Source organism: Pseudomonas sp. PvP089 (genome assembly GCF_017875165.1).
In the GTDB taxonomy this organism is placed as follows: Bacteria; Pseudomonadota; Gammaproteobacteria; order Pseudomonadales; family Pseudomonadaceae; genus Aquipseudomonas; species Aquipseudomonas fortuita.
Genome location: NZ_JAGGME010000001.1, coordinates 4,454,476 through 4,480,350, shown reverse-complemented (window position 1 = coordinate 4,480,350; position 25,875 = coordinate 4,454,476). Strand labels below are relative to the sequence as shown.

Here is a 25,875-nt window from a genome sequence, read left to right as displayed (position 1 = left end):
CAGTGATCCGACAGCGTGTTTGACCACATGCAGTCAACATCGCCGACTAGTTCCATTAACCCGTTGAAAGTAAAGGAATCCAGCCGTTGGCACGCTTGCTGCTCCTGCCTCCTTGAACCCCAAAGATTCTCAAGGAGCTTCCCCATGAGCCACGCCCCACTCAAGTTCGCCTACTGGGTCCCCAACGTCAGCGGTGGCCTGGTGGTCAGCACCATCGAGCAGCGCACCAGCTGGGACATCGACTACAACCGCAAGCTTGCGCAAATCGCTGAAAAAGCGGGCTTCGACTACGCCCTGTCGCAAATCCGCTTCACCGCCGGCTACGGCGCCGACAACCAGCATGAGTCGGTCACCATCAGCCATGCGCTGCTGGCGGCCACGGAAAAGCTCAAGGTCATCGCCGCCATCCTGCCAGGGCCGTGGAACCCGGCGCTGGCGGCCAAGCAGTTGGCCAGTATCGACCAGTTCACCCATGGCCGCATCGCCATCAACGTGGTGTCGGGCTGGTTCAAGGGCGAGTTCCACGCCATCGGTGAGCCGTGGCTGGACCACGACGAGCGCTATCGCCGTTCCGAGGAGTTCATCCGCGCGCTCAAGGGCATCTGGACGCAGGACAACTTCACCTTCAACGGCGACTTCTATCGCTTCCGTGACTACAACCTCAAACCCAAGCCACTGCAGCAACCGCACCCCGAGATCTTCCAGGGCGGCAGTTCGCGTGCGGCGCGGGATATGGCCGCGCGGGTGTCGGACTGGTACTTCACCAACGGCAACAGCGTGGAAGGGATCAAGGCCCAGGTCGATGATATCCGCGCCAAGGCCGCAGCCAACGGCCACTCGGTCAAGGTTGGGGTGAATGCCTTCATCATTGCCCGCGACACCGAGGAACAGGCGCGTGCGGTGTTGCAGGAGATCATCGACAAGGCCAACCCCGAGGCGGTGCGGGCGTTCGGCAACGAGGTGAAGCACGCCGGGGCAGCCAGCCCGGAAGGCGAGGGCAACTGGGCCAAGTCCAGCTTCGAGGACCTGGTGCAGTACAACGATGGCTTCAAGACCAACCTGATCGGCACGCCGCAGCAAATTGCCGAGCGCATCGTTGCGCTGAAGGCAGTGGGGGTGGATTTGATCCTGTCCGGCTTTCTGCATTTTCAGGAGGAAGTGGCGTACTTTGGTGAGCACGTGTTGCCGCTGGTGCGTGAGCTGGAAGCCGGTCGCAGCGTAGACAAGGCAGTGGCCTGAGGCCTGTGCCGAATTGCCGGGGGCGCTTTGCGCGCCTTTGCGGCCGGGGGCGCCAAGGCAAGGCTGCTCGCGCCGGGCATTAGCCTGGGGTAGTCATCGACGCACCTGTACTGCTGTGAAACCCCGCATACCGTGCAGGGGCCGTAACGCTTGGCGTCGGTTTCAGGATGCGCCTGGTCGTTCGCACGCAACCCCCTGGCGCCACAAGTGCCATGCTTGCAGGATGCCTTCGGACCAGCGTGCGCAGATGCGCGGCCGTGGGCAAGGAGGCCGTCGGCGCCGCGCAACCGTGACGCGGCCGACGCGCCGCAGCAGAACACGCTGGATACCTGCCCTCACAATAATTCAGGCGGGGTCCGTGATGCCGAGGTCCGCTGTATGCCTGATGAACTGCTCCACCTGCCCGTGATCCACCGTATTCTGGCCCGTGACAAGGCAACCCCCGGTGCCCTGTTGCCGATCCTGCATGCCATCCAGCACGACATCGGTTTCATCCCCGATGCCGCTGTCCCTGAAATTGCCCATGCCCTGAACCTCAGCCTGGCCGAGGTGCGTGGAGTGATCAGCTTTTACCACGACTTCCGTACTGCGCCGCCGGCGCGCCACACCCTGCGCCTGTGCCGCGCCGAATCGTGCCAAAGCCGTGGCGCCGAGGCCCTGGCCGCGCAACTGCGTGATCAGCTGGCACTGGATGACCATGGCACCAGCGCCGACGGTACCATCAGCCTGCGCCCGGTGTACTGCCTGGGTGCCTGCGCCTGCTCGCCGGCGCTGGAGCTGGACGGCCAGGTGCATGCGCGGCTTACCCCTGAGCGCCTGCGTGCATTGGTAAACGCTTGCCGGGAGGACGCAGCATGCTGAAGCTCTACATTCCCTGCGACTCGGTGGCCCGTGCCGTGGGGGCCGACCAGGTTGCCGATGCCTTGCAGCGCGAGGCCGAGCGCCGCCAGCTGCCGCTGGACATCCAGCGCACCAGCTCACGCGGGCTGTACTGGCTGGAGCCGCTGATCGAATGCGACAGCGGGCAAGGGCGCCAGGGCTTCGGCCCGGTGACCCCACAAGACGTGCCGGCGTTGCTCGATGCCCTGGCCGGTGAGCCCGGTGGCCACTCGCTGGCGTTGGGGCTGGTCGAACAAATGCCTTACCTGAAGACCCAGCAACGCCTGCTGTTCGCCCGCGCCGGCATCACCCGCCCATTGTCGCTGGATGACTATCGCGCCCATGGCGGTTTCGCCGGCCTTGAAGCGGCCGTGGCCCTGAACGCTGCCGAGGTGGTCGCCGCCGTGCTTGACTCCGGCTTGCGTGGCCGTGGCGGTGCGGCGTTTCCTGCCGGCATCAAGTGGCGCACCGTGCGCGACGCCGGGGCTGGGCAGAAGTACGTGGTATGCAACGCCGACGAGGGCGACTCTGGCACCTTCGCCGACCGTATGCTGATGGAAGGCGACCCTTTCCTCCTGATCGAGGGCATGATCATTGCCGGCCTGGCCGTGGGGGCCGACAAGGGCTACATCTATGTGCGCTCGGAATACCCGGATGCCATTCGCGTGCTGAACCAGGCCTTTGCCATCGCGCGTGAAGCCGGCTACCTCGGCACTGACGTTGCCGGCAGCGGCCAGGCTTTCGACCTGGAAGTGCGGGTGGGGGCCGGCGCCTATATCTGCGGCGAAGAAACCGCGCTGCTCGAGTCCATCGAAGGCAAGCGCGGCATCGTCCGTGCCAAGCCACCACTGCCTGCGCTGCAAGGCCTGTTCGGCCTGCCCACGCTGGTGCACAACGTGCTCACCCTGGCTTCAGTGCCCATCATTCTCGCCAAGGGGGCAGCGTTCTATCGCGATTTCGGTATGGGCCGCTCGCTGGGAACCATGCCGTTCCAGCTGGCCGGCAATATCCGCCAGGGCGGCCTGGTGGAGCGTGCGTTCGGCCTGACCCTGCGCGAGCTGTTGGAGGGTTACGGCGGCGGTACGGCCAGTGGCCGGCCGCTGAAGGCTGCGCAGGTGGGCGGCCCGCTTGGCGCCTGGGTACCCCCCAGCCACTTCGACACCCCGCTGGACTATGAAGCCTTCGCCGCCATGGGCGCAATGCTCGGCCACGGCGGTGTGGTGGTGGCCGACGACACCCTGAACATGGCCAGCATGGCGCGCTTCGCCCTGCAGTTCTGCGCCGAAGAATCCTGCGGCAAATGCACCCCGTGCCGCATCGGCTCCACCCGGGGCATGGAAGTGGTCGACCGGTTGATCGCATCGACTGATTTCACCGAACGCCACGACCAGGCCCTGTTGCTGCGCGATCTCTGCGACACCATGCAGTACGGCTCGCTATGCGCCATGGGCGGCATGACTGCCTACCCGGTGGCCAGTGCCCTCAAGTACTTCCCCGCTGATTTTGGGCTGACCACCACGGAGGCCGCGCAATGATCAATGTCTTCGACCCCGCGTCTGATAAAAGCAGCGACCTCGGCACCCCGGCCCGTGACAGCGACGTGCAGATCAGCCTGAGCATCGACGGGCGTGCTGTCAGCGTGCCCGCCGGCACCTCGGTGATGCGCGCCGCGGCCATGCTGGGCACCAGCATCCCCAAACTGTGTGCCACCGACAGCCTCGAAGCCTTCGGCTCATGCCGCATGTGCATGGTGGAAATCGAAGGCATGCGCGGCTACCCGGCGTCCTGTACCACGCCGGTCAGCGAAGGCATGGTGGTGCGTACCGAAACGCCACGCCTGGCCGGCCTGCGCCGCAACGTGATGGAGTTGTACATTTCCGACCACCCACTGGACTGCCTGACCTGCTCGGCCAACGGCAACTGCGAGCTACAGACCGTGGCCGGCCAGGTGGGCCTGCGCGAGGTGCGCTACGGTTACGACGGCGCCAACCATTTGGCCGAAAAGAAGGACGTTTCCAACCCGTATTTTGACTACGAGCCCAGCAAGTGCATCGTTTGCAGCCGCTGCGTGCGCGCCTGCGAAGACATCCAGGGCACATTCGCCCTGACCATCACCGGCCGCGGTTTCGAGTCGCGGGTCGCGGCGGCAGGCGGCGACAACTTCCTTGCCTCCGAGTGCGTGTCGTGCGGCGCCTGCGTACAGGCCTGCCCGACCGCGACGCTGACAGAAAAGAGCCTGGTGCAGCTTGGCCAGCCCGAACGTTCGGTGATCACCACCTGCGCCTATTGCGGCGTCGGGTGCTCGTTCCGCGCCGAAATGAAAGGCGATCAGCTGGTGCGCATGGTCCCGGACAAGAACGGCGGGGCCAACCACGGCCACGCCTGCGTGAAGGGGCGCTTCGCCTGGGGCTACGCCACCCACCCGGACCGCATAACCAAACCGATGATCCGCAAGCGCCTGGAAGACCCGTGGCAGGAAGTGAGCTGGGACGAGGCGGTGACCTACGCTGCCAGCGAGTTCCGCCGCATCCAGCTCAAGTACGGGCGCGATTCCATCGGTGGCATTACCTCCAGCCGCTGCACCAACGAAGAAGCCTATCTGGTGCAAAAACTGGTGCGCACGGCGTTTGGCAACAACAACGTCGATACCTGCGCGCGGGTGTGCCACTCGCCCACCGGCTATGGGCTCAAGCAGACCCTGGGTGAGTCGGCCGGCACGCAAAGCTTTGATTCGGTGATGCAGGCTGACGTGGTGCTGGTGATCGGCGCCAACCCCACCGACGCCCACCCGGTGTTCGGCTCGCAGCTCAAGCGCCGCCTGCGCCAGGGCGCGCGGCTGATCGTGATCGACCCACGGCGCATCGACCTGGTCGACTCGCCGCACGCCCGCGCCGAGTTGCACCTGCAACTGCGCCCGGGCACCAACGTGGCCATGCTCAACGCCCTGGCCCACGTGATCGTCACCGAGGGCCTGCTGGCCCAGCGCTTTATCGATGCCCGCTGCGAAACCGAAGACTTTGCCCGCTGGCGCGACTTCGTCAGCCTGGCAGAAAACGCCCCTGAAGTACTCGGCCCGGTCTGTGGCGTGCCGGCCGAGCAGATCCGCGCGGCTGCGCGGCTGTATGCCACCGGTGGCAACGCGGCCATCTACTACGGCCTGGGCGTGACCGAGCACAGCCAGGGCAGCACTGCGGTTATGGGCATCGCCAACCTGGCCATGGCCACCGGCAATATCGGCCGTGAAGGGGTAGGGGTGAACCCGCTGCGTGGGCAGAACAACGTGCAGGGTTCGTGCGACATGGGCTCGTTCCCCCACGAGCTGCCCGGCTATCGGCATATTTCCAACGAGGGCGTGCGCGCCGAGTTCGAACGCGCCTGGGGTGTGACCCTGCAGCCCGACCCGGGCCTGCGCATCCCCAACATGTTCGAGGCAGCGCTGGACGGCAGCTTCAAGGCTTTGTACTGCCAGGGCGAGGACATCGCCCAGAGCGACCCTAACACCCAGCATGTCACCGCGGCCTTGCTCGCCATGGAGTGCGTGGTGGTGCAGGACATCTTCCTCAACGAAACCGCCAAGTTCGCCCATGTGTTCCTGCCGGGCAGCTCGTTCCTGGAAAAGGATGGCACCTTCACCAATGCCGAGCGGCGCATTTCGCGGGTGCGCAAGGTCATGGAGCCGCTGGCCGGCAAGGCCGACTGGGAAGCGACCATCGCCTTGGCCAACGCTCTGGGCTACCCGATGAACTACCGTCACCCGTCCGAGATCATGGACGAGATCGCCCGCCTGACGCCGACCTTCCGCCGTGTCAGCTATGCCGACATCGACCGCCATGGCAGCCTGCAGTGGCCATGCAACGACATCGCGCCAGACGGCACGCCAACCATGCACATCGACCAGTTCGTGCGTGGCAAGGGCCGCTTCATGCTCACCGGTTATGTGCCTACCGACGAAAAGGTCAACAACCGCTACCCGTTGTTGCTGACTACCGGGCGCATCCTCAGCCAGTACAACGTCGGCGCGCAGACCCGGCGTACTGCCAACGTCGCCTGGCATGATGCCGACCGCCTGGAGATTCACCCCACCGATGCAGAAAGCCGCGGTATCCAGGACGGTGACTGGGTCGGCATTGGCAGCCGCGCGGGGCAGACTGTGCTGCGCGCCAAGGTCAGTGCGCGGGTAGCGCCGGGGGTGGTGTACACCACGTTCCACTTCCCCGAGTCGGGGGCCAACGTGATTACCACCGACAACTCCGACTGGGCCACCAACTGTCCCGAGTACAAGGTAACGGCAGTGGAAGTGGTGAAGGTGTTCCAGCCATCGCAGTGGCAAAAGCGCTATCAGGACTTCAGTGACGAACAGCGGCGCCTGCTGCAAGAGCGCCGCACAGCGGAGCAAGCCGAGGTGCGCCGATGAGCAGCGACAACCTGGTCAAGATGGCCAACCAGATTGCCCATTACTTCGACAGCGAACCAGACCAGGCGCTGGCGGTACAGGGGGTGCGCCAGCATATGCAAAGCTTCTGGACGCCGGCCATGCGCCGACAGCTGGCGCAATGGATCGAGGCCAATGCAGGGGAAGGGCTGGACCCGAAGGTGCTGGAGGCGATGCCGTAGCGGGCCTTCGCGGTCCCTGTAGGTGCGGCCTTTCGCGACGCAAGGCCGCTCCTACAAGGGGCGCACCCATCGTGCCAATTGCATCAGCCGCGGGCTAATTCGGCCAGGTGAGCGATGGCTTCCTCGCTCTTGAGCACCAGCACATCCCCCTCGAGCGCATCCAGTACCACCTCCGAAGTATTACCAATCAACGCCCCGGAAATCCCCGTGCGGCACACCGTGCCAATCACCGTCACCACCGCGTTCAGCAGTTTCTCGGTGTGCGGAATCAACACATCTGCCGGCCCTTCAGCTACATGCAGGCATTCCTCGCTGATGCCGTACTCAGCCTGGAACGCCTTGCACGCATCGCGGTAGCGCTGCTCGATGGTCTCGCTCAGCTGGTAGGTCGGGTCAGAGGCCGACAGCATCGGCGACGGATGGGCACTGATGACATGCAGTTCGCCCTTGGCCAGTTTGGCAATCTCGAAGCCATGGTCGATGATGCTGGCATGCAGGCGGCGATGGTCTTCGTCCTGGTTGCCCACGTCGACCGCCGCCAGAATCTTGCCCCCGGTCCACGGCCGTTCACTCTTGACCATCAGCACGGCACATGGGCATTGGCGCAGCAGTTTCCAGTCGCTGGGGGTGAGCAGGGCCTTTCTCAGCGAACTGTCCGGGCGGTGGTCCTTGATCACCAGGTCGCAACCTTCGGCCTGCTGGACATAGATGATGGTGTCGTGCAGGTTGTCGCGCCAAGCCTCCTCATGGGTGATGTTGTCGTAGCCGTCATCATGCAACTGGCTGCTGAGCAGGCTCAGTAGCGCACTGTGATCATGCCGTTTGTCGCACATCAGCAGGTGCAGCCGAGCGCCGGTGACGCCGGCGATCAGCTTGGCCCGGGTCAGCGCCCGGCTGTGGGCGTGCTCGGGGTCGAGGACGACGAGGATGCTGCGGACGGCTTGCATGGGCGTAAGCTCCCTTCAAAGGTGGCGACCAATGCCTGACTATAGACGGCGCGCCCCCTGCTGGCGTTTGATGTACATCAACAAGCTTAGTCACTGGCGCCGCCCGCCGCCGCCGGTATAATCGCCGGCCCTGCCTGTTCTGTGTGGTTGCACGCTTATGTCCCTGATCCCCGAAATCGATGCCTTTCTTGGCTGCCCGACGCCAGACGCCTGGATCGAAGCGGCGCTCGCCGACCAGGAAACCCTGCTGATCGACCACAAGAACTGCGAATTCAAGGCCGCGAGCACGGCCTTGAGCCTGATGGCCAAGTACAACACTCACCTCGACCTGATCAACATGATGTCGCGCCTGGCACGTGAGGAACTGGTGCATCACGAACAAGTACTGCGCTTGATGAAGCGCCGTGGCGTGGCACTACGACCGGTGTCGGCGGGGCGCTATGCCTCAGGGCTGCGCCGCCTGGTGCGCGCTCACGAGCCGGTCAAGCTGGTGGACACGCTGGTGGTGGGGGCGTTCATCGAGGCGCGCAGTTGCGAGCGTTTTGCCGCGCTGGTGCCGCACCTGGACGAAGAGCTGGGCCGCTTCTACCACGGCCTGCTGAAAAGCGAAGCGCGCCACTACCAGGGTTACCTGAAACTGGCGCACAACTATGGCGATGAGGCAGACATCGCCCGCCGGGTTGAACTGGTGCGCGCTGCAGAAATGGAGCTGATCCAGTCCCCAGATGTGGAACTGCGCTTCCACAGCGGTATCCCGCAAGCGCTGGCCGCCTGATTCGCACCAGGCGGCCCAGGCGTCAGTTGCGCCGCCCCAGCAGCAGGCCCACCACCACCCCCAGGCCGGCGGAAATGGCTACGGTCTGCCAGGGATGGCCGCCGATATAGTCCTGGGTGGCGTCCACCACCGGCTGCGCCTTGTCCCGTATGTTGCCAGCGGCCTGGCGCGCCTGTTTCAGTTTGAGGCTGACCTGCGCTCGCAGGGTTTCTGCTTCTTCGCCCACCAGGGCGGCACTGTCGTTCAGCAGTTTTTCCGATTCCTCGATCAGCGACTGCAGTTCGCTGAATACCTGGTCCTTGATCTGATCGCTGTCGGGCAGCGTGGCGTTTTTACGGGCCATGAACTCGTCCTCGTTGATGGGTAGTGTGAACAATGGATGCCGCTGCGTCGGGAAAGTTGCGGTGGCTTTCCGATGTTGCGTTGCCTGGGTGTAAGATAGCGGCCATTTTCAAACCTGCAGGTACCTTCATGAGTTTCAATCTGGCCAACATGAGCTTCGAGGAACGGGCGCAGATCGAGGCAGAGAAGGCGCGGCTGTTCGAGCTGTGGCAGAGCAACCTGGGCAAGGCCAAGGGTGATGCAGCCCGGCTGATCGCCGAGAAACCGCGGCGCAAAGGTAAATGGGCCGAGTGGGTACGCGCCGAACTGGAGGGCATGTCGCCGCCCGAATACGCCAGCATGGTGCGCAGCGAAGTCAACAAGTTGATGGCCGCCGCCAGCGCCAACCGCTGAACACCCGTCGACGGGCGCTTACCAGTAGGCGCCTTTGGGCAGGTCCAGCTTGCCCTCGTCGGTAAAGCGCACGGTCCCCAGCAACCCGCCCGCCAGCTTGCCGCGCAGCTTGTAGGGCAAACCCTTCAGCGAATCCACCGTGCCCAGCCCATAGGCCTGGCGCAGGAAGGAAAACGCCGTGATGCTCACCGGTACCACGATCACCGCCTCGTCGTAGCGGCCAATGTGCCCTTGCTGGTCGCTGACCCCGGCGGCCAGCGGCTGGCCGTTCACTTCCAGGTTCAGGGCGATCCCGTTGTAGTCGATCGGCGACTCGTTGGGGTTTTGCACCCGCATTTTCACCGCCATGCGCAGTTCCAGTTCCTGCCCGGCCAGCGGCTCGATACCGATCACGCTGATGTTGACCGGGTCGCGTGGTTGAAACAGAGCGCAAGCGCCCAGCCCATAAACCATCAGCAGGACGAGAAACAGGCGGATACAGCGGTACGGGCGGGGAGTCATTGCGGGCGACCTTGCCAGAGTGGGCGAACCCTCAGTGTGGCAAATGCGCGTCGGCGTTGAAAGTGTCCTTGAAGATGAACGATACTGTTTCTCATTAACGCTCGATAACTTTTCCTGCTGGCTGTTACCAAACCCATGCTGATGTCACCCGTGTCGGGCCTGCTGGCGACTTTCCAGGAGCACTACGACGACCTGTTGCTGTTTCTGACCCGGCGCATGAGCGATCGCCAGCGCGCCGCGGACGTGGCGCAGGAAACCTATTTGAAGCTGGTGAAAGTCGATGAACTAGCGGTGCCGGTGCTGCACGCCCGCAGCTTCATCTTCCGCGTGGCCGGTAACCTGGCAATCGATGCCTTGCGCCGCGAGCAGCGCCTCGCTGCCAGCCATGACGACTGTGACGGAGCCGGTGAGCTGGCCTGCCCGGCGCCTGCGCCTGAGGCGTTGTTGCTGGCCCGGGAGCGCCTGCAAATTCTTGACGATGCGCTGCTGAAACTGCCCGACAACGCCCGCCAGGCATTGTTGCTGAACCGTGTCGATGGCCTGACACAGGCGCAGATCGCACAGCGGCTGGGGGTTTCCGAGAGCATGGTGGCCAAATATATCGGCCAAGCCCTGCGCCATTGCCGCGACTGGCTCAAGCAGGCGGGTGTGGCTGCCTCTGTGGCATTGCTGGTCGCTGCTGTGGCGGGTTGGCAGCAGGCGCCGATACTGCTGGCGGACTACCACACCGCAGTGGGTGAGCGGCAGGTCATTATCCTGGCGGACGGCACGCGGGTAACCTTGAACAGCGCCAGTGCGTTGAGTGTGGTGTTCAGTGAGCACGAACGCCGGGTGGTGCTGGATGCCGGTGAGGCCCTGTTCGAGACCACCGATGATCCGCGGCCGTTTGTGGTCGATACGGCAGGTGAGCAGGTGCAGGGTGGTGCCGCCACCTTTAGCGTGCGTCGCGATGGTCGCGTGGTGTTGGCACGCGGTGAAGCCAAGGTTGGCGAAACTGAACTGGCGGTGACGGCCAATGCCGGTGCGCAGATGGCCTGGCAGCGCGGCAAGCTGATCTTCAACGGCAAACCGCTGGCGCAGGTGCTGACCGAGCTTGAGCGTTACCGGCATGGGCGCATCGTGCTGTCCGATAGCAAGCTGGCGGCGATGGAGGTGAGCGGGGTGTTTGACCTTGATGAGCCTGAAGCCCTGCTGCGCACGTTGGAGCAGCGCTATGGGCTGAAGGTTACCTATCTGCCGTGGTTGGCTGTGGTTCACTGACTGGCCTGTACCGGCCTCTTCGCAGCACAGCAATAAAAATATTTTCCGTTTGGCACTGCAAGTTCCTGCAAGCCAGATCGTCGTAGTGGGACTGATCAGCAACCCATTCTCATTTACGACTTGTCAGGAAGCTCATTCGTGCCTCTGATGCTCAAGCCTTTGCACCGCCGTCGCAGTGCTTTTCACCACACCCTGATGTCCTGCAGCGCACTGGCCATGCTGGTCGGACACCCGCATGCCTGGGCCGCGACGGCTGCCGAACAGCCCCGGATGCAGGTTCGCCAGGTTCAGCTAAACCTGCCAGCCCAGCCGCTGGACCAGGCCTTGACCACCTTCGCCGACCAGGTCGGCCTGCACTTGCTGTACACCACAGGCGATGTTGCAAGCGTTGCCAGCCCGTCCCTCCACGGCAGCTACAGCGTCGAGCAGGCCCTGCAGCAGTTGCTGGCCGGCAGCGGCATGAACTGGCACTTCAGCGACGCGCGCACCGTAACCCTGCGCAAGGCCGAGGCCGCGCCGCAGGCCGTCACCCTCAAGCCGATCGAAGTCAGCGTGGCCTCGCGCACCAGCACCTCGATCAGCGAAATCCCCGGCACCGTCTGGGTGGTCGACCAGCAGCAGTTGCGTGAGCAGATCGACAGCGGCGTCAGCCTTAAAGAAGCCATCGGCAAGCTTGTGCCCGGCCTCGACCTGGCGCCAGAAGGGCGCACCAACTATGGCCAGAACATGCGCGGGCGCAATGTGCTGGTGATGATCGACGGGGTCAGCCAGAACAGCTCGCGCGGCCTGTCGCGCCAGTTCGACAGCATTTCGCCGTTCAACGTCGAGCGGGTCGAAGTGCTGTCTGGCGCCAGCGCCATCTACGGCGGCGGCGCCACGGGCGGCATCATCAACATCGTGACCAAGAAGGGCGAGCCCGGCCCTGCGCGCTTCGAAACCCAGCTTGGTGCCAGCAGCGGTTTCAACAACAGCGATGACCTGGCCACTCGCTTTGCCCAGTCGATCAGTGGCGGCAACGAACGCTTCAATGCCCGGCTGGGGATTTCCGGTGAGCAGAACGAAGCCTTCTACGACGGCGCCGGCGACCAGATTTTCATCGACAACACCCAGACCGACCTGCAGTACAACCGCACCATCGACGTGCTCGGCACTCTGGGCTTGCAGTTGAATGACCAGCAGCGTCTCGACCTGTTGGCCCAGTACTACGATTCTGGCAACCACGGCAGCACGGGCATCTACTTCCCCAACCTCAACTACAACGCGCCGTCAGACCTCGAAGACGCCGAACTGCGCAGCGGTTACTCGTCGGACCTGGAGCCGCGTACCCGGCGCCTGTTGCTGAACGCCAATTACCACCACAGCGACGTGCTGGGCCAGGACTTCTACCTGCAGGCCTCGTACCGCAAGGAAGACGACAACTTTTACCCCTTCCCGTACTACAACCGCGCCACGCCCACCGGTTCGCGTGGGGTTTACTTTGCTGCCTCGCAGCAGAATTTCGAGGTCACCAGCCTCAAGGGCCTGTTCGCCAAGCAGTGGGACACGTTGAAGCTGACCTACGGCGTCGACCTTGACCGCGAGCGCTTCAATGCCGAACAGACCACCTTCAATGCCCTGACATCGTCCGAATCGGGCGGCCTTGAGATGGAAAAGGACAGCAAGGCGGCGCGCTATCCCAGCTACCGGGTCGATGGTGTTTCGGTGTATGCCCAGCTGGACTGGCATGCCACTGACAACCTGACGTTCTCCGGCGGTGCCCGTCGCCAGCAGATGGACGTGGACGTCAGCGACTTCAAGGGCGTGCCGGGCGGCAGCAACGATTACCAGGTCAACCTGTTCAACCTGGGTGCCATCTACGACTTCAAGAACGGCCACCAGGTATGGACCAACTATGGCGAAGGTTTCGACCTGCCCGACCCTGCCAAGTACTACGGCAAGCCGGGCCTGAGCGTGGCCGACAACCCGCTGGCCGGCATCAAGAGCCGCCAGGTGGAACTGGGTTGGCGCTATGCCGACCTGGACTGGGATGCCCAGGCAGCGCTGTACTACATCTGGTCGGACAAGATCATCAACGTTGATTCGCAAACGCTGACGATCAACGTGCAAGAGCAGAAGAGCCGCGACTTCGGCTTCGAAGGTGCGCTGACCCGCCACTTCCAGACGGGTTGGGAAGCGGGCGGTACCTTGCACCTGACCCGTTCCGAGGAAGAGGCCGCTGACGGCGGGTGGATCAAGCGTGATGCCCGTTATGCATCCTTGTCCAAGGCCACTGCATTTGTCGGGTGGAAAGACGATGGCCGCAGTGCGCGGCTGCAGGCTAACCATGCCTTCAGCCTGAAGGATGATGCCGACCACGAGATCGACGGTTACACCACCTTCGACCTGCTGGCCAGCCAGGACACCGGCTTAGGCACCTTCAGCGCCGGCATCCAGAACCTGCTGGACAAGCAGTACAGCACGGTCTGGGGCCAACGCGCGACGCTGTTCTATTCGCCGACCTACGGCCCGGCATACCTGTATGACTACCAGGGGCGCGGGCGGACCTACACCCTGACCTGGAGCATGGCCTACTGATGGGTGTTGTTTGCGCCGGCCTCTGTGCGAGCAACTGTCTTGCACGACACCTCAAAGCTGGCGCGATCACTGTGGGAGCGGGCTTGCCCCGCGAACACGGGCGAAGCCCGTGCCATCCACCGCGCAGGCTGCTTCGCGGGACAAGCCCCCCACAGAGGCCGGTTCAGGCAAACGCCGCGAGCAAGTCCTCGGCAAACGCCTGCTGCGCTTCACCCGTCACTTGCGCCCGATGCCTGGCCAGGGTAAACGGCACTACAAAATCCAGCCCTGGGTTCAGCGCCCACAACAACCCCTCCGCCTCCCAGGCGTGCGCGCAATGGCAGGGCAGGTAGCCAATATGCCGCCCTGACAGCATGAACGTCAGCACGCTCTCGATCTGCTCCGCCACAGCCATGCTGTGCCGGCTCTGGAACGGCTCACCGCCTTTGAGAAACCGGTAGGGATGGCGTACCTGGTCCATCTCCAGCAACCGCTCAAGCCCAACACTCGGCTCGCCGAACAGTTCATGCCCCTTGCCGCAATACAGGCGTTGCCGCTCCTGGAACAAGGGTTGGTAATCAAAGGCCGCCTGGATGCCAGAGAAGTAGCTGATGGCGTAATCCAGCCGCTGCTCCAGCAACAACCGCTCCAGTTCCGCCGGCGGTGCACTGATCAGCTCCAGCTGCACCGATTCCTTTCGTGTGCGGAACGCCGCAATGGCCGCCGCCAGCTTCAGGCTCACTGCCTTGTCCTGGTTTTCTGCCATGCCGATGCGCACCGTCCCGAGCAACCGCTCGCCCACGCCGTTGGCCTGCTGGCGAAACTGCTCGATGTTCAGCAGCAGCCCACGTGCTGCATCCAATAGCAATGTGCCTTTCTCCGTCAGGTGGAAACCACCCTTGCCTCGGCTGCACAGGCGGTAGCCAAGGCGCGTTTCCAGCTGCGCCATGCGCTGGCTGATGGTGGGCTGGCTCAAGCCCAGCACGCCTTGCGCGGCGCTGAAACCCCCGGCCTCGACTACAGTGACGAACAGCCGCAGCAGGTGCAGGTCGGGGTCGTGTACTTGTCCGAGCATTACATTGCTCCTGATGAATGTCAGCTTTGCAAACTTGTCATTCCTGCAATGTAACCCGGCTGGCATGCTTGCGGCATCCACCCATTTGCCGAGGTGTCCGTCATGCGTCGATCGTTGTGCCTGTTGTCCCTGGTCCTGGCCTTGCCGCTGCAGGCCGAAGAAAAGGTCGTCAACCTCTACAGCTGGGCCGACTACGTCGCCCCGCAAACCCTTCAGCGCTTCGAGCAGGAAACCGGCTACAAAGTGCGCTACGACACCTTCGACACCACCGAGGTGCTGGAGACCAAGCTGCTCACCGGTGGCAGTGGTTACGACGTGGTGGTGCCATCGTCGACCGTACTGGCCCGGGCGCTCAAGGCCAATGCCCTGCAACCGCTCGACCCCCAGGGCATGCCCGGCTACAGCAACCTCGACAAGGACTTGCTGGCCAAGCTCGCCGAGGCCGACCCCGGCAACCGCCATGCCGTGCCGTACACCTGGGGCACGCTGGGCCTTGGGGTGAACGTAGAGGCCGTGCGACAGCGCTTGGGCGATGTGCCGCTGGACAGCCTCGACCTGCTGTTCAAACCCGAATACGCCAGCCGCCTGAAGGACTGTGGCATCGCCATGCCCGACTCGCCGCAAGAGGTGATCGGCGTGGCCCTGAACTACCTGGGCAAGGACCCTTACAGCCAGGACAAAGATGATCTGGCCGCCGCGCAGCAGCTGCTTAGCCAGTTGCAACCCTCGATCAGCTACGTCGCCAATGGCCGGCAGATCAGCGACCTGGCCAACGGTAGCGTGTGCCTGGCGCTGACCTATAACGGCGATGCAGCGATGGCTGCCGACCAGGCGCGCCGCGCCGGCAAGCCGTTCGAGCTGATCTACCGCATCCCACGCGAAGGCACGCTGGTGTGGCAGGACAACCTGGTTATCCCCAAGGACGCCCCGCACCCCGAAGCCGCGCGGGCGTTCATCGCCTTCATGCTCAAGCCCGAGTCGGTGGCTGCGCTGACCAACACGCTGTTCTTCGCCAACGCCAACCAGGCAGCCACGCCGTTGGTGGACGAAGCGGTGCGCAACGATCCGGACATCTACCCGCCTGCCGAGGTGCGCCAGCGGCTGTTTGCCGACCGCAGCATGGCCCTGGCCGACCTGCGCCAGCGTAACCGCCTGTGGACGGCCTTTCGCAGCCGCCAGTAACTGATAACAACCAAGGAGCCCGACCGTGGAGCAAGCCGCAAGCAACGACCAGGCGATGACCCGCGACAGCCTGTACGGCACTGCCGCAGAAAGTACCTATGCCGGCATTACCAGTTTCTCCCGCCGCCGCTACAGCCGCGACTTGCGCGGTGTGGATGTGGTGGTCAGCGGAGTGCCGTTCGATACCGCCACCAGCAACCGCCCAGGGGCGCGTTTCGGCCCACGGGCGATTCGCGCCGCGTCGGTGCAGCAGGCGTGGGCACGGCACTGGCCGTGGGCGTTCGACCCGTTCGACCACCTGGCCGTGATCGACTATGGCGACTGCGCGTTCGACAGTGGCACGCCGCAGTCGGTGCCGGATAGCATCGAGGCCCACGCCGCCCATATTCTGGACGCGGGCTGCGCCATGCTTACCCTCGGCGGCGACCACTTCATCAGCTACCCGCTGCTCAAGGCCCACGCCCGCCGGCATGGCCCACTGGCGCTGATCCACTTCGATGCCCACAGCGACACCTGGCCGGACGAGGAGGGCAAGCGTATCGACCATGGCACCATGTTCTGGCATGCCGCCCGCGAGGGCCTGGTAGACCCGGCCTGCTCGGTGCAGATTGGCCTGCGCACCACCAACGACGACAGCCAGGGCTTTGCCGTCCTCGATGCCCGTCAGGTGCACCGGCAGGGCACCGAGGCGGTGATTGCGGCGATTCGCCAGCGCGTGGGTGAGCGGCCGGTGTACCTGACCTTCGATATCGACTGCCTCGACCCGGCCTATGCGCCGGGCACAGGTACACCGGTGTGTGGTGGGTTGACCACGGTGCAGGCGCTGGAGATTCTGGGTGGGCTGCGCGGTATCAACCTTGTGGGCATGGACCTGGTGGAGGTGGCACCGGCTTATGACCATGCCGATATCACGGCGCTGGCGGGGGCGACCCTGGCGATGGAGATGCTGTGCCTGTATGCGGCGCGGCACAAGGTAGACAAAAGCCAGTAAGCAGGGGCGCTGTGGGAGCGGGCTTGGCCCGCGAACACCGGCAAGGCCGGTGCCATGCACCGCGTGGCTGCCTTCGCGGGACAAGCCCGCTCCCACAATGATCAATGCTCGAAAGGGCGCATACTGAAACATCAGGAATCATCTCCGCCCCAATTCACACTTTTGTCTCGAACCCCTCGCGCCTTAGGCTATCAAACCCACCAGGCGCGGCATTTTCGTACAGGAGGTGAAGCATGAACCCGACACTGCCCATCCTGGCCCTCAGCCTGGCCTTGTGCCTGCCTGCGCACGCTGCCCCGCAACAGCCTTTGCAGCTTGCCGCTGGCAACAATAACCCCTACAACAGCCCGATTCAGCGTGCCAATCCCAACAGCCGCCAGGGCAGCATGCCGGCCATGCCTCCTGTGCGCGGCCCGTCCACCGACCCGTACCAGCGCACGCCCAGCCTCGACAACCGCGGCATCGGCAACGGCGACAACCTGCGTCGTCAGCAACAAACCCCGAACCTGGAACCGACCCGGCCACCCCGCGACAACACCCGTGCGCCGTGAGCCCATATGAAAGGAATCCTGCATGACTAAAGCAACCTGGCTAGTCACCTTGACTGCTGCTGCACTCATGCCGTTGTTGGCTCAGGCGGCCGCAGAGCAACAGTTTCACAGCGAAGAAGGCACGTTGACCGTCAGCACCCTGGCCGACGGCCTGCGCAACCCCTGGGCTCTGGCGTTTCTGCCAGGCGGCAAGGACATGCTGGTCACCGAACGCGCCGGCAACCTGCGGGTGGTCAACACTGAAGGCAAGGTCGGCCCGCCGATCAGCGGTGTGCCCAAGGTCTGGGCCGAGGGCCAGGGCGGCCTGCTGGATGTCGTGCTGTCGCCGGCGTTCGACAAGGACCGTACCGTGTACCTGTCTTACGCCGAAGAGGGCAGTGACGGCAAGGCCGGCACCGCCGTCGGCCGTGGCCAGCTGTCCGAAGACCGCGCCCGGCTGGAGAACTTTAGCGTGATCTTCCGCCAGCAGCCCAAGCTGTCGGTGGGCAACCACTTCGGCTCGCGCCTGGTCTTCGACCGTGACGGCTATCTGTTCATCGCCCTGGGTGAGAACAACCAGCGCGCCACTGCCCAGGACCTGGACAAGCTGCAAGGCAAGATCGTGCGCATTTTGCCGGATGGCGAAGTGCCCAAGGACAACCCCTTCGTTGGCAAGGACAACGTGCGGCCGGAGATCTGGTCGTTCGGCCACCGCAACCAGCAGGGCGCCGCGCTGAACCCCTGGACCGGCAAGCTGTGGACCCACGAGCACGGCCCGCGCGGTGGCGACGAAATCAACATCCCCGAACCCGGCAAGAACTACGGCTGGCCGATTGCGACCCATGGCATCAACTATTCGCTGCTGCCGATCCCCGAGGCCAAGGGCAAGCATGTGCAAGGCATGGTCGACCCACACCATGTGTGGGAGAAGTCGCCAGGTATCAGCGGCATGGCGTTCTACGACAGCCCGACATTCAAGGCCTGGGACCATAACTTGTTCATTGGTGCGCTGGCGACACAGGAGCTGATCCGCTTGCAGCTGAAGGGGGACAAGGTCGTGCATGAGGAACGTTTGCTCGGTGACTTGAAGGCGCGTATCCGCGATGTGCGGCTGGGGCCGGATGGCTATATTTATGTGCTGACCGATGACAAGGACGGCGCACTACTCAAGGTGGGCCTGGCCGACTGACGCGGTCCCTGTAGGAGCGGCCTTGCGCCGCGATTGGCCGCAGAGCGGCCCCAACAATCTATGCTGCAATGCTGAAGTCCAGGGGCCGCTGCGCGGCCCATCGCGGCGCAAGGCCGCTTCTACAGGGACCTGTGTAGAATGCGGCCATGGCCATCACTCCCCAATCCCTTTACCAGCAAGCCCTGAGCACTCAGGGCTACGCTGACGACCCTGCCCAGGCCCGCGCCGTCGATGCCTTGCAGGCCTGTTTCCTGGCTGTCGAGCAGGGCCGCCCCACCCAGGGCATCTACCTCTGGGGCCCGGTCGGGCGGGGCAAGACATGGCTGATGGACCAGTTTCACCGCTGCCTGCGGGTACCCAGCCGGCGCCAGCACTTCCATCACTTCATGGCCTGGGTCCACCAGCGCCTGTTTCAGCTCAATGGAACCGCCGACCCATTGCTGGCGTTGGCCCGGGAACTGGCCGGGCAGATCCGTGTACTGTGTTTTGACGAACTGTTCGTCAACGACATTGGTGACGCGATTATCCTGGGGCGTCTTTTCCAGGTGCTGTTCGACCAAGGCGTGGTGATTGTCGCCACGTCCAATCAGCCAGCCGAGCAGCTCTACCGCGACGGCTTCAACCGCGAGCGGTTCGTGCCGGCCATCGCCGCGATCCAGCGGCACATGCAGGTACTGCCAGTGGCCGGCGAGCAGGACCACCGCCTGCACCCCGGTGCAGAGCGGCAGCGCTACTGGGTGGCAGCGACAGGGCAGGCCAGCCCGCTGGGCGAGGTGTTCTGCCAGCTCAGCCCGGATCACACGGGTACTGATCAACCCTTGGTTATCGGCTCCAGGCAGGTGCAGGTTGTGCGGCGCAGCGAGCAGGCTATCTGGTGCCGCTTCACCGACCTGTGCGAGCAACCGCTGGCGGCCATGGAATTCATGGCGCTTTGCGACCGTTTTCCGGCCATCCTGGTGTCGGGTATTCCGGCGCTGGGCGGTAAACAGCAGGCTGGTCGCATTGCCCGTGGCACTGAAGACGGCGCGGCGCGGGTGGTGGCAGGCGACCGCGAACTGCCGGCGCTGTCGCCCAAGGACGATGCGGTACGCCGTTTCATCGCCCTGGTCGATGAGTGCTACGACCGCCGTGTGGCACTGTACCTCGAGGCCGAGGTGCCGCTGGAAGAGCTGTATACGCAGGGGTATCTGGCATTCCCGTACCAGCGAACCTTGAGCCGGTTGCGGGAGATGCAACTACAGCGGTTTGGCTGAAGTGTGCTGGGGGCCGCTTTGCGGCCCATCGCGACGCAAGGCCGCTCCCACAGGTACGGCGCCGACGCTTAAACCTACGAATTACCTGTGAGAGCGGCCTTGTGCCGCGATAGGGGCGTAAAGCGCCACCCGTTTCACTTGGCCAGCCACTCGACCAGCGTGCGGTTGAACCGCACGGGTTCTTCGATCTGTGGCGCATGCCCCATGCCTTCAAAAGTGATGAGTTCACCCTTGGGGATCAGCTTGGCCAACTGTGGCCCCAGCACGTCATACTTGCCCAGCTTCGCCTTTACCTCCGGCGGTGCGATGTCGCTGCCAATGGCTGTGGTGTCCTTGTCGCCGATCAGCAGCAAGGTCGGCATCTGCAGATCCTTGAACTCGTGGTACACCGGCTGGGTGAAAATCATGTCGTAGATCAGCGCCGAGTTCCATGCCACCGCTTCATGCCCCGGCCCCTTGTTCAGGCCTACCAGCATCTGTACCCAGCGCTCATACTCCGGCTTCCAGCGCCCGGCGTAGTAGGTCTTGCGTTCATACTCGCGCACCCCTTCGGCACTCAGCTTGAGCTCACGGGCATACCATTGGTCCACCGTACGATAGGGCACGCCCAGGGCTTTCCAGTCTTCCAGGCCAATCGGGTTGACCATGGCCAGGCGCTCGACCTGCTGCGGGTACATCAGCGCATAGCGGGTGGCGAGCATGCCACCTGTGGAATGACCGAGCACGATGGATTGCCTGATACCCAGCTGTTCGAGCAAGGCATGGGTGTTTTCAGCCAGCTGCTGGAAGCTGTACTGGTAATGCGCTGGCTTGCTGGACGTGCAGAAGCCAACCTGGTCGGGGGCGATGACCCGGTAACCGGCCTTGCTCAGTGCGTCGATGGTGGTTTCCCAGGTGGCGGCGCAGAAGTTCTTGCCGTGCATCAGCACCACGCTGTGGCCGTTGGCCTGGCCTTGTGCGGGGACGTCCATGTAGCCCATCTGCAGGGGCTGGCCCTGGGATTTGAAGTCAAAATGCTTGAGTGGGTGCGGGTAGCTGAAACCTTCGAGCTGGGCGCCATAGGTAGGCGGCTCGGCGGCGATGGCCGGGCTGCCGACAAGGCAGGCCAGGGCCAGGGCGGTTGCGCGCAGCATGGGGGCACTCCGTGTAGGGCCATGTAGGAATAGGCGACTTTAGCAGCCAGGCGTGCGACGGGAACGTGAAAGGTGTTACCAGGCGTGAAACCAGCCCAGGGTAATCATCGTCAGCACCGCATAGCGGCCAGCCTTGGCCAGGGTCACCAGCAGCAGGAAGCGCCAGAACGGCTCTCGCATGATGCCGGCGATCAATGTCAGCGGGTCACCGATCACCGGCATCCAGCTGAGCAGCAACGACCATTGCCCCCAGCGCTGGTACCGCTGCTGCGCGCGCGCCAGTTGGGCAGCGTTGAAGGGGAACCAGCGCTTGTCGCGCAGGTGCTCGACGGCGCGGCCCAGTAGCCAGTTCACGACCGAACCCAGCACATTGCCCAGGGTGGCCACCAGCAGCAGGATTGCCCAAGCCTCGGGCTGGCGCAACAACAGGCCGACCAGCACGGCCTCCGATTGCAACGGCAGCAGGGTGGCGGCGCCGAAGGCGCTGAGGAACAGCGCCCACAGGCTGAGCATCAGTAACTGGCGACGACGGTGTCCTGGCCATCCTGGGTGACCCCGATGACCTGGTAGGCATCCTTGTGGTCACCCATTTCCATACCGGGCGAGCCCATGGGCATGCCCGGCACGGCCAGGCCCTTGAGGTCGCTGCGCTTGGCCAGCAGGCGCACCTGTTCGGCCGGCACATGGCCTTCGACGAACTTGCCGTCGATCACCCCGGTGTGGCATGAGGCCAGGCGCGGCGCCACGCCCAGGCGCTGCTTGACCGCGCTCATGTTGGGCTCGACATGGTCGTTGACGCTGAAACCGTTGTCACGCAGGTGGCTGATCCAGGCCTTGCAGCAGCCGCAGTTGGGGTCGCGGTAGACGTCGATGGTCTCGGCGGCCTGGGCCAGGCCGGTGATGGCCAGCAGGCCCAGGGTCAGCAAGTGTTTGCGCAGCATGGTGAAGCACTCCTTTAAAAACGCAGGCGGATACCGGCAACCAGGCGGGTCTGGCCTAGGTCTTCGCCGTCTTCGCGGGCCTGGTCGGCACGCGTGCCGTGCAGGCGATTGAAACTGACCCCGACATAGGGGGCGAAGCCACGGGTGATCTCGTAGTGCAGGCGTAGGCCGACCTCGCTGTCGGCCAACCCTGCGCCTTGCTCGCGCCCGGCATCGTCGCGGCCGTAGAGGTTGGCTTCCAGGGTCGGTTCCAGTATCCAGAGGTTGGTCAGCAGCATAGCGTAAGCGGCCTCCAGGCGCAGCGCCGTCTGTTGCCGCTCGCCGGCGTAGGCGGTGGCTTGCAGCTCCAGGCCATACAACGGCGTGCCCTGGATGCCGAAAGCGGCCCAGGCCTGGCCGCTGGCGGGCTTGAAGTCCTGGCGTACGCCAGCCACCAGCTCCCACCACGGGCTCACGGCATGGCCCCACAGCGCTTGCAGTTCGGCCTTGTGCGTCTTGCCCTGCTCGCGCTCGCCTTCCGTGCGAAGCCACAGCCGGTCGATATCGCCGCCGACCCAGGCCGTAGCGTTCCAGTTCAGGGCGTTGCTGCTCTCGAAGTTCTGATATTCGAGCTTGTCGACGATCACGGCCCAGTTCAGCGCCCGGTCGTGCACTTGGTGCCCGGGCAGTGGCGGGAAGGCAGCCCGGCGGTCGGCGTCGGTGATTGCAGCCAAGGGCGTGCGCGGCGGGCTGGGCGTAGCCGGGCCATGGCCCATGCTTGCATGGTTCATTTGGCCATGGTTCATGTGCTCCATGCCGGCGGCCAGCGCGCGTTCACTGGCGAGCAGGGTCAGCAGGGTCACGCCGGCCACAATGCTGCGGTTGCGGGTGTCATTCATCGACGCGTACCTCGCGGAACATGCCGGTCTCCATGTGATAGAGCAGGTGGCAGTGGTAGGCCCAGCGGCCAAGGGCGTCGGCAGTCACCCGGTAGGAGCGTCGGCTGCCGGGCGGGATGTCGACGGTGTGCTTGCGCACCAGAAACTGGCCGTGCTCGTCTTCCAGGTCGCTCCACATGCCATGCAGGTGGATGGGGTGGGTCATCATGGTGTCGTTGACCAGGGTGATGCGCACCCGCTCGCCGTAGGTCAGGCGCAACGGCTCGGCATCGCTGAACTTGACGCCGTCGAACGACCAGGCGAAACGCTCCATGTGGCCGGTCAGGTGCAGCTCGATGTCGCGCGATGGCGCGCGGCCGTCCGGGTCGGGGTAGGGGCTGCGCAGGTCGGCGTAGGTCAGCACGCGCCGGCCGTTGTTGCGCAAGCCTATGCCGGGGTCTGCCAGGTTGGCGCGCGGTGCCATGGTTTGCATGTCCACCAACGGGTTACCGGTTTCGCTGGCCGAGTGTTGCTGCATCGCCGACATGGCAGCGTGGTCCATACCAGGCAGGTTGCTGTGGTCCATGCCCGCCATGTCGGCCATACCGCCGTGGCCCATGTCGTCCATGCTCAGCACCGGGCGCGGATCGGGTGCAGGCACCGGTGCCTGCAGCCCGGCGGCGCGGGCCAGGGTGCCGCGGGCGAAGCCGGTACGGTCCATGCTCTGGGCGAACAGGGTGTAGGCAGGTTGGTCGCCCACGGTCACCAGTACGTCGTAGGTCTCTGCCACGGCAATGCGCAGTTCATCCACGCTCACTGGCGTTACCGGCAAGCCGTCGGCGGCGATCACCGTCAGCGCAAGCCCGGGGATGCGGAAGTCGAAATAGGTCATGGCCGAGGCGTTGATCAGCCGCAGGCGCACGGTGTCGCCCGGCTGGAACAGGCAGGTGAAGTTACCCTCCGGCGGCTGGCCGTTGAGCAGGTAGGTGTAGGTGGCGGCGCTGATATCGGCGAGGTCGGTAGGGCTCATGCGCATGCGCGCCCAGGCCGTGCGCTCGGCAACGGTTGGGCCCCAGCCGTTGTCGGCGACGTCATCGATGAAATCGCCGACCGTGCGCTTGTGATAATTGTACGCGTCGGACTGTTTCTTCAGGGTGGCCATCAGCTGTTCCGGCGCCTGGTCCGACCAGTCGCTGAACAGCAGCACATGGTCGCGCTGGTAGCGGTGCGGTTCGGGTTCGCGTGGCTCGATCACGATGGCCCCGTACACCCCGGCCTGTTCCTGCAGTCCGGAGTGGCTGTGGTACCAGTAGGTACCGCTCTGGCGCAGGGTGAACTGGTACAAGTAGTCGCCGCCGGGTTCGATGCCGGCGAAGCTCAGGCCTGGTACGCCGTCCATGTTGGCGGGCAGGATGATGCCGTGCCAGTGGATCGAGGTGTCCTGCGCCAGGCGGTTGCGCACGCGCAGGGTCACGGTGTCGCCTTCGCGCCAGCGCAGTAACGGGCCGGGCAGGCTGTTGTTGAGGGTGAGCGCAGTGCGCGGGCGGCCGGTGATATTGACCGGGGTCTGGCCGATGAACAGCTCGAAGTGCTGGCCGGCCAGGTCTTGGCCTTCGGCCGCCTGAGCCAACGGTCGCCAAAGCCCCAGGCCCGCCAGCGTGGTGGCGGCGCCCAGGCCTTTGACGAAGGTACGGCGGGTGGGGGGGCGCAACATGGCGTGGCCTCATGCGGGGGAGCCACGATGTTCGCTGCAGGCGCCTGTCAGGTAGCTGAGGCGCACATTACAGCGTTGTCAGCTTGCCGCCTCGTCAGCGCGCAGGTCGCGCATCAGCAGGCCGTAGTCAAGGGCGACCTGCTCCGGGATGGGCAAGTACACCACATGGCCGTCGCCTGGCGCGACGTCGATGGCCTGCTGCTGGCGGTTGCGCAGGCGGTGCAGGTCGAAGTGATAGTTGCCACGCGGCGTCATCAGTTCCAAATGGTCACCCACGGCAAAGCGGTTCTTCACCTTGACCTCGGCCAAGCCATCGACACGTACGCCGGTCAGTTCGCCGACGAACTGCTGGCGCTCCGAGACCGAGTTGCCGCGCTGGTAGTTCTGGTATTCGTCGTGCACGTGGCGGCGCAGAAAGCCTTCGGTGTAGCCGCGTTGCGCGAGGGATTCGAGGTTGCCCATCAAGGCACGGTCGAATGGCCGCCCGGCCACGGCGTCGTCGATCGCCTGGCGGTACGACTGTACTGCACGGGCACAGTAGAAGTGCGACTTGGTGCGGCCTTCAATCTTCAGCGAATGCACGCCCATGGCGGCCAGGCGCTCGACGTGCTGGATGGCGCGCAGGTCCTTGGCATTCATGATGTAGGTACCGTGCTCATCTTCGAAGGCCGGCATTTCGGTGCCGGGGCGGTTGCTTTCCTGCAGCAGGAAAACCTGTTCGGTAGGGGCGCCCAGGCCGAGGGTAGGCTGCACTTCGCGCACGATATCGCCGGTGGCATTCTCGGTGGCCGGGGTGGCGTCGTACTTCCAGCGGCAGGCGTTGGTGCAGGTGCCCTGATTGGCGTCACGCTTGTTGAGGTAGCCCGAGAGCAGGCAACGGCCGGAATAGGCCATGCACAGCGCGCCGTGGACGAACACCTCCAGCTCCATGCCCGGCACCCGCTGACGAATTTCCTCGATCTCTTCCAGGGACAGCTCGCGCGACAGGATCACCCGGCTCAGGCCCAGCTGCTGCCAGAACTGCACGCTGGCCCAGTTGACGGTGTTGGCCTGCACCGACAAATGCACCGGCATCTGCGGGAAGTGCTGGCGCACCAGCATGATCAGGCCTGGGTCAGACATGATCAGTGCATCCGGCGCCATGTCGATGACCGGTGCCAGGTCCTTGAGGAAGGTCTTGAGCTTGGCGTTGTGCGGGGCGATGTTGACCACCACGTAGAAGCGCTTGCCCAAGGCATGCGCCTCCTGGATGCCCAGCGCCAGGTTGGCGTGGTCGAATTCGTTGTTGCGCACCCGCAAGCTGTAGCGCGGCTGGCCGGCGTAGACCGCGTCGGCGCCGTAGGCAAAGGCATAGCGCATGGTCTTGAGGGTGCCGGCAGGGGCCAGCAGTTCGGGCTTGGCGGTAGGGTTCATGTGCGCACCGGGGTAAAAAGGCCGGGATGCTAGGAGCGATGAACACGGTGCGTATTGATTTGCGTCAAGTGAGCGCGGCACTTTTGCCTGGGTG

Annotated in this window: 24 protein-coding genes; 14 read left to right on the top strand and 10 right to left on the bottom strand. The window is 64.4% G+C overall.

Translation table 11 applies throughout. The annotated features are described in order from the left end of the window. Positions 1 to 144 precede the first annotated feature (144 nt). The 5 genes from sfnG to J3A71_RS20425 all read left to right on the top strand — a co-directional run bounded on the left by sfnG (position 145) and on the right by J3A71_RS20425 (position 6,732). Positions 145 to 1,239, top strand: a complete 1,095-nt coding sequence (gene sfnG / locus J3A71_RS20445) for a dimethylsulfone monooxygenase SfnG (protein WP_016485786.1) — start codon at positions 145 to 147, stop codon at positions 1,237 to 1,239. A 378-nt stretch (positions 1,240 to 1,617) separates the two neighbouring features. Then, on the top strand, positions 1,618 to 2,100 hold the full coding sequence (locus J3A71_RS20440) for a formate dehydrogenase subunit gamma (protein ID WP_016485787.1): 483 nt from the start codon (positions 1,618 to 1,620) through the stop codon (positions 2,098 to 2,100). Further along, positions 2,094 to 3,653 (top strand): formate dehydrogenase beta subunit, encoded by a 1,560-nt coding sequence (locus J3A71_RS20435; protein ID WP_096425835.1) that lies wholly within the window; start codon positions 2,094 to 2,096, stop codon positions 3,651 to 3,653. The genes J3A71_RS20440 and J3A71_RS20435 overlap by 7 nt, the downstream gene beginning before the upstream one ends. After that, positions 3,650 to 6,532 carry a formate dehydrogenase subunit alpha gene (fdhF, locus tag J3A71_RS20430; protein ID WP_096425836.1) on the top strand — a complete coding sequence of 961 codons (2,883 nt, stop codon included), beginning with the start codon at positions 3,650 to 3,652 and terminating at the stop codon, positions 6,530 to 6,532. The genes J3A71_RS20435 and fdhF overlap by 4 nt, the downstream gene beginning before the upstream one ends. Continuing rightward, positions 6,529 to 6,732, top strand: a complete 204-nt coding sequence (locus J3A71_RS20425) for a formate dehydrogenase subunit delta (RefSeq protein WP_096425837.1) — start codon at positions 6,529 to 6,531, stop codon at positions 6,730 to 6,732. Before fdhF ends, J3A71_RS20425 begins: the two co-directional genes overlap by 4 nt. A gap of 83 nt (positions 6,733 to 6,815) precedes the next feature. Here the strand turns inward: J3A71_RS20425 and J3A71_RS20420 are convergent, their stop codons facing one another. Continuing rightward, positions 6,816 to 7,679, bottom strand: a complete 864-nt coding sequence (locus tag J3A71_RS20420; protein ID WP_016485791.1) for a universal stress protein — start codon at positions 7,677 to 7,679, stop codon at positions 6,816 to 6,818. Between the two features lie 157 nt (positions 7,680 to 7,836). Here J3A71_RS20420 and J3A71_RS20415 point away from each other — a divergent pair, with 157 nt between their 5' ends. After that, positions 7,837 to 8,454 carry a tRNA-(ms[2]io[6]A)-hydroxylase gene (locus tag J3A71_RS20415; protein ID WP_096425838.1) on the top strand — a complete coding sequence of 206 codons (618 nt, stop codon included), beginning with the start codon at positions 7,837 to 7,839 and terminating at the stop codon, positions 8,452 to 8,454. Between the two features lie 22 nt (positions 8,455 to 8,476). Here J3A71_RS20415 and J3A71_RS20410 read toward each other — a convergent pair whose 3' ends face one another. Next, the gene (locus J3A71_RS20410; RefSeq protein ID WP_016485793.1) at positions 8,477 to 8,797 is read right to left on the bottom strand and encodes a DUF883 family protein; all 321 of its coding nucleotides are present in this window, start codon (positions 8,795 to 8,797) and stop codon (positions 8,477 to 8,479) included. Positions 8,798 to 8,925: 128 nt separating this feature from the next. Here J3A71_RS20410 and J3A71_RS20405 point away from each other — a divergent pair, with 128 nt between their 5' ends. Continuing rightward, on the top strand, positions 8,926 to 9,189 hold the full coding sequence (locus J3A71_RS20405) for a hypothetical protein (protein ID WP_023047141.1): 264 nt from the start codon (positions 8,926 to 8,928) through the stop codon (positions 9,187 to 9,189). An 18-nt stretch (positions 9,190 to 9,207) separates the two neighbouring features. Here J3A71_RS20405 and J3A71_RS20400 read toward each other — a convergent pair whose 3' ends face one another. After that, complete coding sequence (locus J3A71_RS20400) at positions 9,208 to 9,690, bottom strand: LEA type 2 family protein (protein WP_016485795.1); 483 nt, start codon at positions 9,688 to 9,690, stop codon at positions 9,208 to 9,210. Positions 9,691 to 9,825: 135 nt separating this feature from the next. On the opposite strand from J3A71_RS20400, the gene J3A71_RS20395 reads away from it, so the two are divergent. Together J3A71_RS20395 and J3A71_RS20390 are read left to right on the top strand one after the other, a co-directional pair. Further along, on the top strand, positions 9,826 to 10,950 hold the full coding sequence (locus tag J3A71_RS20395) for a sigma-70 family RNA polymerase sigma factor (RefSeq protein WP_096425839.1): 1,125 nt from the start codon (positions 9,826 to 9,828) through the stop codon (positions 10,948 to 10,950). Positions 10,951 to 11,097: 147 nt separating this feature from the next. Further along, positions 11,098 to 13,524, top strand: coding sequence for a TonB-dependent receptor (locus J3A71_RS20390; RefSeq protein ID WP_209953493.1), 2,427 nt, complete (start codon positions 11,098 to 11,100; stop codon positions 13,522 to 13,524). 163 nt (positions 13,525 to 13,687) lie between these two features. Here the strand turns inward: J3A71_RS20390 and J3A71_RS20385 are convergent, their stop codons facing one another. Further along, positions 13,688 to 14,578 carry a LysR family transcriptional regulator gene (locus J3A71_RS20385; RefSeq protein WP_060518330.1) on the bottom strand — a complete coding sequence of 297 codons (891 nt, stop codon included), beginning with the start codon at positions 14,576 to 14,578 and terminating at the stop codon, positions 13,688 to 13,690. Between the two features lie 102 nt (positions 14,579 to 14,680). Here J3A71_RS20385 and J3A71_RS20380 point away from each other — a divergent pair, with 102 nt between their 5' ends. The 5 genes from J3A71_RS20380 (at position 14,681) to zapE (ending at position 19,723) form a co-directional block, all read left to right on the top strand. Then, entirely contained in the window at positions 14,681 to 15,760 is a 1,080-nt protein-coding gene (locus J3A71_RS20380) for a polyamine ABC transporter substrate-binding protein (protein WP_060518328.1), read from the top strand. Between the two features lie 25 nt (positions 15,761 to 15,785). Further along, positions 15,786 to 16,751, top strand: coding sequence for an agmatinase (gene speB / locus J3A71_RS20375; protein ID WP_016485800.1), 966 nt, complete (start codon positions 15,786 to 15,788; stop codon positions 16,749 to 16,751). Positions 16,752 to 16,984: 233 nt separating this feature from the next. Next, positions 16,985 to 17,302 (top strand): hypothetical protein, encoded by a 318-nt coding sequence (locus J3A71_RS20370; RefSeq protein ID WP_023047136.1) that lies wholly within the window; start codon positions 16,985 to 16,987, stop codon positions 17,300 to 17,302. 22 nt (positions 17,303 to 17,324) lie between these two features. After that, entirely contained in the window at positions 17,325 to 18,470 is a 1,146-nt protein-coding gene (locus tag J3A71_RS20365) for a PQQ-dependent sugar dehydrogenase (RefSeq protein ID WP_016485802.1), read from the top strand. 146 nt (positions 18,471 to 18,616) lie between these two features. Further along, positions 18,617 to 19,723, top strand: a complete 1,107-nt coding sequence (gene zapE / locus J3A71_RS20360) for a cell division protein ZapE (protein WP_209953171.1) — start codon at positions 18,617 to 18,619, stop codon at positions 19,721 to 19,723. Positions 19,724 to 19,857: 134 nt separating this feature from the next. On the opposite strand, the gene J3A71_RS20355 is transcribed toward zapE, so the two are convergent. The 6 genes from J3A71_RS20355 to yegQ form a co-directional block, all read right to left on the bottom strand. After that, positions 19,858 to 20,856, bottom strand: coding sequence for an alpha/beta hydrolase (locus J3A71_RS20355; RefSeq protein WP_096425842.1), 999 nt, complete (start codon positions 20,854 to 20,856; stop codon positions 19,858 to 19,860). Positions 20,857 to 20,931: 75 nt separating this feature from the next. Next, on the bottom strand, positions 20,932 to 21,369 hold the full coding sequence (locus J3A71_RS20350) for a YqaA family protein (RefSeq protein ID WP_016485805.1): 438 nt from the start codon (positions 21,367 to 21,369) through the stop codon (positions 20,932 to 20,934). Beyond that, positions 21,369 to 21,797, bottom strand: a complete 429-nt coding sequence (locus J3A71_RS20345) for a DUF411 domain-containing protein (RefSeq protein ID WP_023047133.1) — start codon at positions 21,795 to 21,797, stop codon at positions 21,369 to 21,371. The genes J3A71_RS20350 and J3A71_RS20345 overlap by 1 nt, the downstream gene beginning before the upstream one ends. Before the next feature lie 14 nt (positions 21,798 to 21,811). Beyond that, the gene (locus J3A71_RS20340; protein WP_096425843.1) at positions 21,812 to 22,675 is read right to left on the bottom strand and encodes a copper resistance protein B; all 864 of its coding nucleotides are present in this window, start codon (positions 22,673 to 22,675) and stop codon (positions 21,812 to 21,814) included. Beyond that, complete coding sequence (locus tag J3A71_RS20335; protein WP_096425844.1) at positions 22,668 to 24,368, bottom strand: copper resistance system multicopper oxidase; 1,701 nt, start codon at positions 24,366 to 24,368, stop codon at positions 22,668 to 22,670. The genes J3A71_RS20340 and J3A71_RS20335 overlap by 8 nt, the downstream gene beginning before the upstream one ends. Before the next feature lie 78 nt (positions 24,369 to 24,446). Further along, positions 24,447 to 25,781 (bottom strand): tRNA 5-hydroxyuridine modification protein YegQ, encoded by a 1,335-nt coding sequence (gene yegQ / locus J3A71_RS20330; protein ID WP_096425845.1) that lies wholly within the window; start codon positions 25,779 to 25,781, stop codon positions 24,447 to 24,449. Positions 25,782 to 25,875: the final 94 nt, after the last annotated feature.

Coding starts and splice junctions, on each gene's coding strand:
- J3A71_RS20400 (WP_016485795.1), bottom strand. CDS start 9,690: ATGACTCCCCGCCCGTACCGCTGTATCCGCCTGTTTCTCGTCCTGCTG.
- J3A71_RS20390 (WP_209953493.1), top strand. CDS start 11,098: ATGCTCAAGCCTTTGCACCGCCGTCGCAGTGCTTTTCACCACACCCTG.
- J3A71_RS20440 (WP_016485787.1), top strand. CDS start 1,618: ATGCCTGATGAACTGCTCCACCTGCCCGTGATCCACCGTATTCTGGCC.
- yegQ (WP_096425845.1), bottom strand. CDS start 25,781: ATGAACCCTACCGCCAAGCCCGAACTGCTGGCCCCTGCCGGCACCCTC.
- J3A71_RS20370 (WP_023047136.1), top strand. CDS start 16,985: ATGAACCCGACACTGCCCATCCTGGCCCTCAGCCTGGCCTTGTGCCTG.
- J3A71_RS20425 (WP_096425837.1), top strand. CDS start 6,529: ATGAGCAGCGACAACCTGGTCAAGATGGCCAACCAGATTGCCCATTAC.
- J3A71_RS20410 (WP_016485793.1), bottom strand. CDS start 8,797: ATGGCCCGTAAAAACGCCACGCTGCCCGACAGCGATCAGATCAAGGAC.
- J3A71_RS20355 (WP_096425842.1), bottom strand. CDS start 20,856: ATGCTGCGCGCAACCGCCCTGGCCCTGGCCTGCCTTGTCGGCAGCCCG.
- J3A71_RS20395 (WP_096425839.1), top strand. CDS start 9,826: ATGCTGATGTCACCCGTGTCGGGCCTGCTGGCGACTTTCCAGGAGCAC.
- zapE (WP_209953171.1), top strand. CDS start 18,617: ATGGCCATCACTCCCCAATCCCTTTACCAGCAAGCCCTGAGCACTCAG.
- J3A71_RS20345 (WP_023047133.1), bottom strand. CDS start 21,797: ATGCTGCGCAAACACTTGCTGACCCTGGGCCTGCTGGCCATCACCGGC.
- fdhF (WP_096425836.1), top strand. CDS start 3,650: ATGATCAATGTCTTCGACCCCGCGTCTGATAAAAGCAGCGACCTCGGC.
- J3A71_RS20405 (WP_023047141.1), top strand. CDS start 8,926: ATGAGTTTCAATCTGGCCAACATGAGCTTCGAGGAACGGGCGCAGATC.
- J3A71_RS20385 (WP_060518330.1), bottom strand. CDS start 14,578: ATGCTCGGACAAGTACACGACCCCGACCTGCACCTGCTGCGGCTGTTC.
- J3A71_RS20420 (WP_016485791.1), bottom strand. CDS start 7,679: ATGCAAGCCGTCCGCAGCATCCTCGTCGTCCTCGACCCCGAGCACGCC.
- J3A71_RS20340 (WP_096425843.1), bottom strand. CDS start 22,675: ATGAATGACACCCGCAACCGCAGCATTGTGGCCGGCGTGACCCTGCTG.
- J3A71_RS20365 (WP_016485802.1), top strand. CDS start 17,325: ATGACTAAAGCAACCTGGCTAGTCACCTTGACTGCTGCTGCACTCATG.
- sfnG (WP_016485786.1), top strand. CDS start 145: ATGAGCCACGCCCCACTCAAGTTCGCCTACTGGGTCCCCAACGTCAGC.
- J3A71_RS20350 (WP_016485805.1), bottom strand. CDS start 21,369: ATGCTCAGCCTGTGGGCGCTGTTCCTCAGCGCCTTCGGCGCCGCCACC.
- J3A71_RS20335 (WP_096425844.1), bottom strand. CDS start 24,368: ATGTTGCGCCCCCCCACCCGCCGTACCTTCGTCAAAGGCCTGGGCGCC.
- J3A71_RS20415 (WP_096425838.1), top strand. CDS start 7,837: ATGTCCCTGATCCCCGAAATCGATGCCTTTCTTGGCTGCCCGACGCCA.
- J3A71_RS20380 (WP_060518328.1), top strand. CDS start 14,681: ATGCGTCGATCGTTGTGCCTGTTGTCCCTGGTCCTGGCCTTGCCGCTG.
- J3A71_RS20435 (WP_096425835.1), top strand. CDS start 2,094: ATGCTGAAGCTCTACATTCCCTGCGACTCGGTGGCCCGTGCCGTGGGG.